The organism is Psychrobacter sp. CX10, assembly GCF_057621575.2.
Genome location: NZ_CM177736.1, coordinates 1,317,335 through 1,329,833, shown reverse-complemented (window position 1 = coordinate 1,329,833; position 12,499 = coordinate 1,317,335). Strand labels below are relative to the sequence as shown.

Annotated in this window: 11 protein-coding genes; 6 read left to right on the top strand and 5 right to left on the bottom strand. The window is 39.5% G+C overall.

The window, feature by feature from the left end; translation table 11 throughout:
• Positions 1–38: 38 nt before the first annotated feature.
• The 5 genes from AC21OH_RS05375 to AC21OH_RS05355 form a co-directional block, all read right to left on the bottom strand.
• Positions 39–512 carry a hypothetical protein gene (locus tag AC21OH_RS05375; protein ID WP_487371583.1) on the bottom strand — a complete coding sequence of 158 codons (474 nt, stop codon included), beginning with the start codon at positions 510–512 and terminating at the stop codon, positions 39–41.
• A gap of 92 nt (positions 513–604) precedes the next feature.
• A complete protein-coding gene (locus tag AC21OH_RS05370) occupies positions 605–1,063 on the bottom strand; it encodes a hypothetical protein (RefSeq protein ID WP_487371584.1) in 459 nt (152 codons plus the stop codon).
• Between the two features lie 10 nt (positions 1,064–1,073).
• Entirely contained in the window at positions 1,074–3,026 is a 1,953-nt protein-coding gene (locus AC21OH_RS05365; RefSeq protein ID WP_487371585.1) for a T6SS phospholipase effector Tle1-like catalytic domain-containing protein, read from the bottom strand.
• A 159-nt stretch (positions 3,027–3,185) separates the two neighbouring features.
• The gene (locus AC21OH_RS05360) at positions 3,186–4,292 is read right to left on the bottom strand and encodes a DUF2931 family protein (RefSeq protein WP_487371586.1); all 1,107 of its coding nucleotides are present in this window, start codon (positions 4,290–4,292) and stop codon (positions 3,186–3,188) included.
• 77 nt (positions 4,293–4,369) lie between these two features.
• A complete protein-coding gene (locus tag AC21OH_RS05355; protein ID WP_491140275.1) occupies positions 4,370–7,201 on the bottom strand; it encodes a DUF2345 domain-containing protein in 2,832 nt (943 codons plus the stop codon).
• A gap of 453 nt (positions 7,202–7,654) precedes the next feature.
• Between AC21OH_RS05355 and AC21OH_RS05350 the strand changes: the two genes are divergently transcribed.
• The 6 genes from AC21OH_RS05350 to tssE all read left to right on the top strand — a co-directional run bounded on the left by AC21OH_RS05350 (position 7,655) and on the right by tssE (position 12,491).
• On the top strand, positions 7,655–8,134 hold the full coding sequence (locus AC21OH_RS05350) for a tetratricopeptide repeat protein (RefSeq protein WP_491140273.1): 480 nt from the start codon (positions 7,655–7,657) through the stop codon (positions 8,132–8,134).
• 160 nt (positions 8,135–8,294) lie between these two features.
• On the top strand, positions 8,295–9,044 hold the full coding sequence (locus AC21OH_RS05345; protein WP_487371660.1) for a hypothetical protein: 750 nt from the start codon (positions 8,295–8,297) through the stop codon (positions 9,042–9,044).
• Positions 9,045–9,188: 144 nt separating this feature from the next.
• Positions 9,189–9,701: a type VI secretion system contractile sheath small subunit gene (gene tssB, locus AC21OH_RS05340; RefSeq protein WP_487371659.1), complete on the top strand. Its 513-nt coding sequence runs from the start codon at positions 9,189–9,191 to the stop codon at positions 9,699–9,701.
• 2 nt (positions 9,702–9,703) lie between these two features.
• Positions 9,704–11,185: a type VI secretion system contractile sheath large subunit gene (tssC, locus tag AC21OH_RS05335; protein ID WP_487371658.1), complete on the top strand. Its 1,482-nt coding sequence runs from the start codon at positions 9,704–9,706 to the stop codon at positions 11,183–11,185.
• A 37-nt stretch (positions 11,186–11,222) separates the two neighbouring features.
• Positions 11,223–11,726, top strand: coding sequence for an Hcp family type VI secretion system effector (locus AC21OH_RS05330; RefSeq protein ID WP_487371657.1), 504 nt, complete (start codon positions 11,223–11,225; stop codon positions 11,724–11,726).
• Positions 11,727–12,008: 282 nt separating this feature from the next.
• Entirely contained in the window at positions 12,009–12,491 is a 483-nt protein-coding gene (tssE, locus tag AC21OH_RS05325; RefSeq protein WP_487371312.1) for a type VI secretion system baseplate subunit TssE, read from the top strand.
• Positions 12,492–12,499 lie beyond the last annotated feature (8 nt).

The window sequence follows — 12,499 nt, the reverse complement described above, 5'->3', positions numbered from 1 at the left end:
TTTATAAATTAATGATTTGATATCGTTAGATCTCAAAATTATAAGCCAGCCCATTTTCCTTCTATCCAAACTGGATTGTCCGCATTGCCTTCTCTTTTCATCCATTTATCGCCTTCCCAGTAACCCATTTTAAAGTCATTTTCATCACACTGTTTTGCATAATATAATGACGTTTCATAGCCATAACATTTCTTCGTATCTTTATCTGGCGGACAAAAGCCTGTTTGTACATCGCAGTTTGGTGCTTGTCCAGGTAGATAGGCTTTACCTTCTTTACAGACGTAGTCCACTGTACCAGCAGGTAGGTTATGTGCTTCCCAAAACCAGTCTGCCTCACTACCTAAGGGGCGGTTTGTTAGACAATCAAGTGCCCAGCCACCTTTACTATTAAGTATATAATCATCAGGCTTTGAGTTATCTATACCTGCGATATTATCAATACAGCCTGTTAGGACTAGCGCCGCTATACAGCTGGCGATCAGATGCGATAGGTTTATAGGAAGTTTTGTCATAATATTTTACGCCTAGCGTCATTATGCTGTTCGATACTACTATTTTAAAGGTCGTTTAAGTTGCGATAATCCAATACTGCTATATCTCATAATTACAATCCAAACCATTTTCCTTCAATATATTTTACACCGTTACTTGTACGCACTCTATTCATCCATTTATCGCCTTCCCAGTATCCCTCTAATCGATCATTTTCATTACATGATTTGGCATAATAGTATGAAGTATCAAGGCTATAACATTTCTTCGTCTCTTTATCTGGCGGACAAAAGCCTGTTTGCATATCGCAGTTTGGAGCTTGTCCAGGTAGATAGGCTTTACCTTCTTTACAAACGTAGTCCACTGTGCCAGCAGGTAGGTTATGTGCTTCCCAAAACCATTCTGCCTCACTACCTAAGGGGCGGTTTGTTAGACAATCAAGTGCCCAGCCTCCATCCCCATTAAGGATGTAATCGTCAGGTTTTGAGTTATCTATACCCGCGATATTATTAATACAGCCTGTTAGAACTAGCGACGTTATAAAGCTGGCGATGAGATATGATAGTTTCATATTAATTTCCTTATCCGTGATAAATAGTACGCTCAAACTGACCAGTGGCGTGGTTGATTTGACCTAACCCCACCAAGGCAAAGGGCGCAAGCACACCTTCGGTGGCGATAGTACTTGACCAGTGTATATATTGATTGTACATAATCTTTTTAGTTTGTTCATCTTTAGGTTCTATTATCGGAATCAGCTCGTCAACTGATAATGATTGCGCGGCAAAGCTGACCAGTCCTGTCGTCGCATCAGGCACTGGCTGAAACTTACTAGCCAACTCAGCATCCCAAGCCAATGCTTGAGCTGTTAGTTCACTACAAATATCACCAAACTTTTCACTTGATGTATCATCGTATGCGGTCCCGTATTCGACACTGTATTCATGTATTCTAACATCGTTAAAGCTATCGACACCGTGACGCTTTGCAAGCTCCAACATAATATGAGTGGGAATGATTGGATAGAGCATGGATATTTGCTCACGGTTGATCCTTATCCATTGGTGCTGCTTGCTACTGGGAAATATCTTCCAGCGCCAGATACGCTTATTGGTTTCGATGACTTCGATTTGCTTTTTCTTGTTATTGGTAGCAGCTGTTGATGCTTGAAAAAACCCAATGTCGATAAGGTTTTGCGCCACCGTATCAAAGTCTGCCAGTTGCATTTGATCCAAGGCATTGGCTTTGGTCTTAAATACACTTGGGGTGTCTTTATTGTAGCTGCCATAGGGCTTAATATCATCTAGTAGCGCTTGTCTATCCTTATGACTCATGGGCTTATCAGGATGATTTAAGTTGACTTCCTTTTGAGCGATGACAACTTTGTCATCATCACGCGCAGTCACATACCAGAACTTTTTAGTCTTTCCCTCATGATATTCAGGTACGATATGTCCACCCTCATTTTCAAAGGCAACCTTACCCATCGTACCCAAACCATCTCCCAAATCAGTATGACAACCAGGCAGATGAATCTCGACGCCATGACCGCGTCTTACAGCACCGTGAATGTCATAGCATTCAAACTTATCACGATATTCGTGACTAGCCACTAGATGCACGATACGAGAGGCTTGGTTGCGCTTGAGGTTGATAGTCATCTCTTCAGGAGCGACACTGCCAATCACGTCATCACTCGGTGCTTCACTGATATAATTAGCAAAGTCTAGACCTTCATCATCACCGTGCGTAAAGCCCAATGAGGAAACCGTGTCAAATATGCCCATAAACTTGAGCTGTACTGACATGCGCTTACCTTGTGCAAATATAAGCTTACGCTCGCGTTCAGGTATCTCACCATTTAGCGGTTGGCTGTTGAATAACATGTTGGCAAAGATACGTGCAGATGCCGATCCACGACTAAAGCCAAATAGGTTAATCATCAATATTCGATAATCACCGTCTGAGTTGGTCTCTTCAATGATCTGATTGAGCTGGTTAAAGGCTTTGGCGATCTTGGCATTGACTCCTGTCGAACCCCAACCTAAGCCTGCACCTATAGGGTTATCAGCATAGTTTATTTGTATATCGCCTGGCAAGTCAGTATGCTGTACCGTACCAGCACCATCGATATATATCTTGCGATTGATAGGAGTACGCTCTTTGTAAGCGCCTTCCATTCTATCAACACCTGTAGGAAGGCGTGAATAACTGACAGAATCGTTTATGAATAAGTCTGGATTGTAACGGTACTTGTTCATCTCTTCTAGATCTCTTGGCAGACCACCATAAGCGCTACCATCGCCTGTATTAGCTTTGTGAGGACTATTCTCGAGGTCATTAAAGCGATTTGGTCCGTTGTACAATAAGGAGTTATCACGGTTATTCCAAGTACCATCAAAGAAGATACTAACCTCAAGCGTTTTGACTTCTAAGTGTATTTCGGACTCTGGCGTTGGATTGGCGACCCCATCTCCGATACTCTTAGATGAAGCTTTATCAGTCGCTTGATTCTCTGTAGGCTGCTCACTCATTGTTTATCTCTTTTTGTCGATATGGTTCATTTATCAGCTGACGGCATTACTACTAGGTTTACGATTTTGATCCATTATAATACTGATGCTGTAGAGTAGCCCGTATTACTCTGGATGCAAACGATGCTAGGTGTAAACGATGTAAAGACTGTATAATAATTAGACATCTCCATCGTTTAGTGGCTTACGAGAATAGTAAAATATACGTAAAGGGATAACGTCTTCATTGTAACTGAGCAGTGCGAGAAATTTATGAGATGGTTCTATAGTGTCATGATATATTTTAGCGACAGCAGGGTTCGTACTGTTTTCAATATCTCTGACCCGAATGAACTGCAAGGTAGCTGTACTAGATTTACCTACTTTATCAAAGAACTCAGTAAAGGCTGTCCAAAGAGGTTCGACCCCATTAGGCTGCTCAGTATGCTCAAAGCCACCATCATAATCAGTTAAGAAGAACCTGTGCCTATACCGCTGACCATTCTCAATATAGTTGAAAGTAAACTCAGTTGGGATCTGCTTGTTCCTAGCTTGCTCTGCAGTCAAATTACTAGAGTCAACCCAGTAAAAGTCACCGTTTGCTAAGCGAACACGATAAGCTTCTAACTCAACGCCTGCTATATCCACTTGCCAACGAAACGTAGTTTGATGATAGTTTAGCCAACGGTTTTTGGGTATAGTGCCGTTTTTATAGTTTTCTTTGACGTAATCTGGTAATTCAGGATCTCTTAAAACGTAGTACTTCTCCTCGGGGATCCAGCGAGAATCAAAACCCACCGCTCGTGCAAAGTACCACCACTCTACTGGGATCTCTGTTGCTTTAAAAGTATCTAAGGTGATTGTACTCAGCCCACTAATGCGTAAATGCACTCGACCTCCCGGCTCAAAGGCAAAGTCGATTGCGGTATAATTGCCTATCTCTTTGACACCAAATTTGACAACTGTAATAGGCGTATCAAATAACTCAAGGATTCTTTTACGAGGTAGGGGTATCTGCACTTGATAAAACTTCCTTTCTGTCTCAGCGAGCCACGTTAGCTGTACTGCATCTGGTAACATGGCTTTACCATCAGGAATACCTCCTTTGATATACAGACCATGATCACGCCAACCGTTATACGCTTCACCTGTGAACCCATAGATACGGTCCCCTTTATAAAACCAGAAGTTATCTCCCGTTACCAAACGTACTGGATAGTGTTGAGGAGCGAATATCCTAGTAGTCCACTTAATACGTTCAGAACTAAAGATATCAAATATACCCATGAATCTACCTTTAAAAGTTTAGTTATTGAATTAATACTGTATAAAGCGTAAGTTAAACTGACTTATGATACGCTTTATCACGAATAGTTATCTTCATCGTCAGCTTCAACCGTCATACCGATTGCTTGATCTCTAGTATAAATTCTTACAGTCTCACCCTTCTCATTGGTCATTCCTCGATAGACCTTACCCTCATCAGTTGTTATCTTATAGGCAAATCCAGGTACTGGATTACCTAGCGTATCTTTGATTACAAACATCTCATCATAAGGATCTTTATAATCAAGCACACCATATTTTGCAAAAGCCCCGCTCACCAATCCCTTCTTAACCGCCTGAATCTTAATCGTCCCTGGGCACACAAGCTTAACTCCGCTCTCATCAATGGTTAATGACGCCCCGCCACTCGTTTGCAGTTTAATCCGAGTCGGGGAGCTCACATGCACCTCACCCGATGCGCTGCCTATCGTCATCCCAAGCTGTGAATGCAGCTGCAGCTCGCCGCCCTGCGCCTGTATCGCAAGCGGCTTAGTATTTGCACTGATATGAAAGCCCGACTTAGCCGCATTACCACCAGCGCCAGCTAAGCTACTTAAACTATCCGCATGCAGCTTATAATGGCCAGCCACCATATCCGACTGTGTCAGTGCTGACTGACGCACCACCTGTTTGGCCGTAAACAACGTATGACCACTTGATGCCAAAACACTATCGCGGCTAACAAGCATCACATCAGATGCGCCTAGCGACTCAGCACCCAAGCCCTCATCCAATACCTGAGCGGACTCCTTAAATGCCTTCACCTGGGCATCTACCTCTTGACGAGCTTGCAGATGCGCCTGCTTTGCCTCATCAAACACCTCCGTTAGCTCAAAGCCTAACTCTAACTGACGCACACCGGCATCATTCACCCAAGCAGATTCATGCGTGCTTTGAGAATGACGAATATCAAAGGTGGACAAAAGCGTGCCTGAGGCTCCAGTGATTTGCACCCCCTCATCACTGGCCAAGCGAAAACCATCGCCAGTAGAAGTGGATTGATGATTCGCAAAGCGGTGACGCAGTACCCCAAGCTCAAGCATATGCTCGCTTGGACTAAATACCCCTTTATCACCTATAGTCGGAGTGGCGGCATTAGCGCGATCTTTAGTATTTACCGTCCACTGCATGCCTATCTTGTTGGGCGTGTCATCAAAGAGTAGGGTAGTCTCAGACTCGCTATCGAGCCCAAACTGACTGATGCCTGACACCCATCCAGCATGGGTGTCATCGTCACCGATTTGTGATAATCCTAAAGCGCCGCCATGCCAACGCGGGGAGGCGCCGCCATTTAGGTTATAGCGATGAGGTTTACCACCTGATTGATAGGTAACATCTTTGTCATCAATATCCCCCATGCCCATACCTTCATATAAGCTACGCAGGATAACAGGACTGTCTATGTCGCCATACCAGTGCGTGAGTAATACCGCTTGACCTAGTCTTGGTGCAAATTGCCAACCGTGCGTGGCACCTGAGGAGAGCTGCAAAGATCGAAGGGGCGGGGTGATGCCATCATCATTGTCACTGATGCCTGCATATACGGGGGTGGTGACCACTTCATGCAGACCAGACTCGGTGATTGTAGAGTCGTAGCTGTTTGAGTCTGCTTGACCGGTATGAGCTTGCGTAAGACCTGAGTAGGTGTGCGCGGCAAAAGATAATTCACTTGGGTAGGGCGTGTACGGGATTGAGGTGTCAAGTAGGGTTGCGTTGACCCAGACGCCTGTATCAAAAGCCACTTCGCTGCCTTGCATAGGCACACCGTGTGAGTCTAACCACGTTATGATCTGTTGTTTATGATGATACGCGGTACTGTTACTCGCAGGTTCTATGCCCACGATTTGGGCACCAATACAATAACTGCTTAACATATCAATGGAGGGCAGCTCATTAATAGTTACTTGAGCGCCTAGATACAAGCCGCGCATAGAACCTGTGGCTTTATAGTATTCACGATGGCAAGCATTGGCTTTAACCCATAAATTGGCATGCTTTAATGCTGCATCATCACTGTCTATTCTAGAAGGTGAACCGATTAATACTGCGCTTTTATCACTGCATAATAAAGACTCATCAAAAGCTGTGCCCTCATAGATAGTATCAAAGGCTAAGCCATCACTGCGTACAGTGACTTCATTTGCGCCAAGCTTTTTATTCATAGGCTGCAGCTGCTGCACAGTATCATGACCTGACTGCACCGAAGCTTGAGCATAGGTGTAGTCCACATCCGGAACATCAAACTGTGTTAGCTGCGGTAAGTCTGATATTAAGCACCAGATGCCAATGGTATCTATACTGATGCTATTGCTATCAACAGTGTCCGCACTAACCCAGACGCTATATACACCAATATCAGCCAATAGGTTATTTATAAATTCTTTGTCACTAATGTTAATTTGAGTACGCAGGGGGAGGGTGCGAGTAAACTGCTCTAATTGCATTAAATCATCAGAGACTTCCCATTTAAAGTCATATGACTTAAGTATGCTGGTAATAATGTCTAAGGTAGACTGTTCTACAAAGGTTCGGGTATGTGTGGTTTGACTTAATAGCCAATCTGGCGAGACGACTTGTATCTCATAAAAGTGTAAGGCGCCATCAGAGTATAGATAGTTAAAAGATTTTATTAAGCCAGTACGTGAGGTTACGTCGCGGGATATATTGAGGGTGGTTAAACAAAGTGAGCTGCCTAGTAGTGCGTCACAATCGTTTGGTAATAATAGCTCGGTAGTATAAGCTAATATATGAGCAGTATTAGAGGTATTGATTAAGGTTTGCCATGTGAAACTAAGAGGAAGGAGGGCATGTGGAGAGACTGCGGTAGATTGTACGATCAACTGGTGTAAACGGTCAGTTTGCAGGGGCATTAGATATATCTCTAAGTATGATTTTAAACTATGTTTTAAAAAAAGCTAAATTATTATAGACAATAAATAGGTATATAGGTAGTATGCATTTATTATAATTAAGAAATATTAAATATAAGAATAAATAAAAGTATATGTTTAATTGAAATTATGTCAAGTACATGTATAATTAAATAAATAAGTTATTATTTTGTAATAAATTGTCAACAAAAATAATAATTAAATTTTACTATATCTTGAACGATATTATAAAGGTATGAAAAAACTATTAAATAAATAAGTTTAATGTGTAATTAGCATGAATTTTAAAACGAATGTTCACTTACATGTTGAAAATATCTTTATAAAGCGTTAGTCTTAAAACTTATAAATATTGATGATTATTAATTAGATGAATTAATGATTAATCGTCAATATCATAATTAACTATGACATATAGTGATATTAAACTCTATGAAATATTCATCTAAAAATTTAATGAATAAAAAAATTAAAACTATTCTAGTTGTTTCTTCAATCTCCTTTTTAGCTTCTGGCTGTATAGGTAATTCAACATCTTCTAAGCCTGTTGTAACCTCAGCAAAAACGCTTAATCCTCCGCCCATCGCTCATGTTGATGCAGATATCTCTAAAGAATTCGATACTAATCTATCTAATTGGAATGAAGTACAGTGGTTAGCACTTGCCAATCAATATTATAAAAAAGGTGACTATGCTAAGTCATTAAGAGCTGCTGAAAAGTCTATTGCAATTCGAGATACTATTGAAGCGCGTGAGATTGCAACGATTTCATCAATTATTATGGCTAAAAGTAATATCGGTTCTTATGCTAAAAATGGTCAAATTACAGATGATTATAGAGAGGAACTAAAAGACAGATTAAATACAATTACCTCAACAATATCAAACGCAAGACAAAATGCTAATGAATAGTTATGGTTAGTAAATAGAGTATTTATAAAAGCTCATTTCTAAAGATGCTATATAAATGCATATATATAAATTATTAAAAAATTACTTAGAATAAACATAGATTTAACCAAACTGAAGCTATTAATAAATCGTATTAGATAAATAATAATGGATTTTATATATGAATCTACAATTAAGTCAGCTATATACATTGACTAAGAAATTTACCTGCACTGCGACAGTTGCAATGTTATTAGGTATTGCTGGTACGTCAATAGCCAATGCTGAACTTACAGATTTAAGTGAAGATGATTCTGCTAGTGAGATATCAATTATTCAAAGTAGAGTATTCGAAATTGAAAGACAGTACGAGTTATTAACTGATTCTATTAATGACAAAAATCAAGTAGCGATATTGGTTGATGAATTAAATCAAATCGTTACTAATTATCCTAGTACTATTGACGCTTGGGTTTTACTGGCCAACATATACTACAATGAAGGTTACTCTGACTACGCATTATTAGCAGGTAGCCAAGCGAAATCACTAGGCTATGATTCTGAACAACTTGACTGGATACTATTAGATTCGAGTATTTTAGTGGCAGAGGATCAGTTATCTAGTAGCTATTTGCAAGATATAAATAGCCAAACTTACTTTGATACATATCAGACGGCGATAAGTAAGATCTATGGCGCTGTTCATAATTTCAATTACGATGAATCTTATGTAAGAAGGGCGCCAGTTAAGCAACCAGGGAAGATCACTGTTAATACCAGACCGCCTAAAAAAATAGTCAAACGGACCAAAGGCGCAAATCGTCCTAAAACTAAGAAGCCAAGTGTCGTGACTCCTTCTAGACCAACTCCAACACGTAGGCCTCAGTCTAGACCAAAACCAACTGATCCATTTGCACCAGTTCGCAATTAGAGAGTAATAATATATATTGAATTTAATTAATTGTTCTAATCATCAATGATCTTAACTAATTAATAATTCAATTATAGCAATTTGTATTAGTAACTTTATAAGATAAAGACCTTTAAATTAGATACCTTAAATTAGAGAAAAATTATGGCAAAGCAAGATAGCGTACAAAAAAAACTAGGTAAAGTTAGAGCACCGCGTGTTCATCTAACCTATGATGTAGAGATTGGTGATGCAATCGAAACAAAGGAAATCCCTTTTGTGGTAGGTGTTTTGGGCGAGTTCTCTGGTGACTCAACTGTTGAACAACCAAAACTTAAAGATAAAAAGTTCGTTGAAGTTGATTTAGATACTTTCGATGAGGTGATGTCAGGCTTAGCCCCTAGAGCTACTTTTAGAGTACAAAATGAGTTAAGTGAAAAATCGGGAGAGTTTGCAGTCGACTTGGCATTTAATAGTATTGATGACTTTAGACCTGAAGCAGTTGCACAACAAGTTGATCCGCTTCGCCAATTAGTGGAAGCACGTGACAAATTAGCAGATTTAAGAAATAAAATTTCTGCAAATGAAAAGCTTGAAGATTTGTTGGATGATGTGCTTAAAAACACTCAGCAGGTTGAGAAAATGGCTGAACAGAAACAATACGATGGTGAGGAATAATAATGAGCGCTCAACTACAACAAGATTCCGCAGTTTTAGACGAAGGTTACGATATACTTGAAGAGATTGTTAATCAAAGTAATATCGCTAAATCTGAAGATGAAAAAAATAGAGCTAAAGATCAAATATCTGAATTAGCAAATGAAGTTATGCAAGGTACTTTGACCGTATCTAATAACTTAGCGGCATCAATTGATGCCCGTATTGCTGAAATTGACGCGCTTATTTCAAAGCAGTTAAGTACGATAATGCATGCGCCAGAATTTCAAAAATTAGAATCAAGTTGGCGTGGTCTTCATTACTTATGTAGCCAGACGCCATCTGAGCCTATGCAAAAAATACGTATGCTAAATACTAGCAAACGTGAATTGACCAAAGATTTTCAATCATCTATTGATTTTGATCAAAGCACATTGTTTAAGAAGATTTACGAAGAAGAATTTGGTAGTTTTGGTGGTGAACCTTATGCCGCTATTGTTGGTGACTTTGAATTCACTAGACAAAATGCAGACATGTATTTATTAGAACAGTTATCACATGTCGCTGCTGCAGCGCATGCGCCATTTGTATCAGCAGCATCATCAGAAATGTTTGGTTTAGATTCATACACAGACATCGGTCGTCCACGAGACTTGTCTAAAATCTTTGAAACAGCTGAATATATCAGATGGCGTGCATTTAGACAGTCTGAAGATTCACGCTATGTGGCGTTAACAATTCCTAGATTCTTAGGTCGTATACCTTATAATCCTAAAGATGGCACTGTTGTAGAAGGATTTAACTTTGTCGAAGAGGTTTCAGGGTCCGATCATAATGACTATTTATGGATCAACTCTGCCTATGCCTTTGCCTCTCGCTTAACTTCAGCATTCTCTGACTATAGATGGTGTGCTGCCATTCGAGGCGTTGAAGGTGGTGGCTTAGTCGAAGGACTTCCTGTTCATACCTTCAAGACAGACGAAGGCGATTTGGCACTGAAATGTCCAACTGAGATATCTATTACTGACCGCCGTGAAAAAGAGCTTAGCGATTTAGGGTTTATTCCTTTAGTTCATTGTAAAAATACGAACTATGCCGCATTCTTTGGTGCTCAGTCGGTACAAAAAGCCAAAACCTATCAAAATGATGATGCCAATGCCAACGCGGTATTATCAACACAATTACAATATATTATGGCGGTTTCAAGGATTGCACATTACCTTAAAGCCATGATGAGAGACAAAGTGGGCAGCTTTATGTCAGCAGGTAATGTTGAATCCTTTTTAAATAACTGGATTTCAAGATACGTTTTACTTGATGACGGCGCCTCACAAGAAGCGAAAGCACAGTATCCATTACGTGAAGCTTCTGTATCAGTTGTGGAAGTACCTGGCAAACCAGGTGTCTACAAATCGGTGGTATTTTTAAGACCACATTTTCAACTTGACGAACTTTCTGTTTCACTTAGATTGGTTACTGAGTTACCTCAATCTAGTAACAGTTAATCGTTTTACTAATAGTAACTTTTAAAGGAAAAGTAGTATGAAGGACATTTACATTCAGTTTAGAGGTAAATACAAAATTGACGGCGAGTCACGTGATAGCGAGCATAAAGGTTGGCTTGAAGCAAATACTTGGCATCATTTAATCAGACAGCCTAAATCAGCTACTGCTAGTAGTGTTGGCGGTCATACTTCAGAGCGTTGTGAACATGCTGATATGACTTTCATGAAAGATTTAGATTCTACAAGTCCAAAGCTATGGGAAGCATGTTCTGCTGGCTATACTTTTGATGAAGTGCAAATTGATTTTTACCGTGCTAATGGCGACAAGCGTGTTAAATACCTTGAAATCAAATTAAAGCATGCATTAATTTCACAGGTAAGACCTGCTATCGAATCTGAAGGTGTTCCGACTGAAGAAGTTGGTCTTAAGTACGCTGCAGTCGAGTGGACCTACACCCAGCAAGATATCGATGGTACAGCACGTGGTGCGGTTACTAAGAAATGGTCATTGGCTAATAATACAGCTACATATACCTCTTAATCTATTGTATTTGCTATGTGTCCTGATTAATTTTAATACTCAATTAAGAAAGGTTTTAAACAACCTTTCTTTTTTTAAATTTATATTCCTATATTTATAACTTTATATTTATAACTATTTAATTATAACCATTTAACTATAAACATTAAATTATAAACAGTATCACAATAAACAGTCACTCAAATACACTTAATGAACTATATAGCTGCATAACTGAATTTCCAATATTTAAAAACTTGATTTACTATTTAGTAAAGTTTGTCTGAAGATCGAGTATTATTTATGAGTTATACCAAAAAAGAGTTGGGATTTAGACCTAATTTATTCGAAAAATTATTCGATGATAGCCCTGGTAAGTCAAATAATGATTTGGCCATAAGACGGTTGACACTCGATGAATTAAAATCATCTGTTGCCCGCGACCTTGAGGGATTACTTAATACCCGCTCGGTTATATCTAATAAGTTACAGCAATTTGAACTGGTTCAAGATTCGATTATGAATTTTGGAATATTAGACTTTGTAGGTTTAAGTAGTGCTAACCCTGCTGATTGCGACTATATATGTCGTCAACTTGCAAACACGATTCAAAGTCAAGACTCAAGACTTAAAAACGTAAGAGTTAATTTAGAAGTCGGTGCAATTGCGGTTAATCAACTGTGTTTTTCAATTAAAGCATTGCTTAAAGTCTTTCCATCTCAAGAGCTTGTTAGTTTTGATGCTTATTTTGAACCTACCTCACAGCGATATGAAATCAAAACTTAAGTATTAGA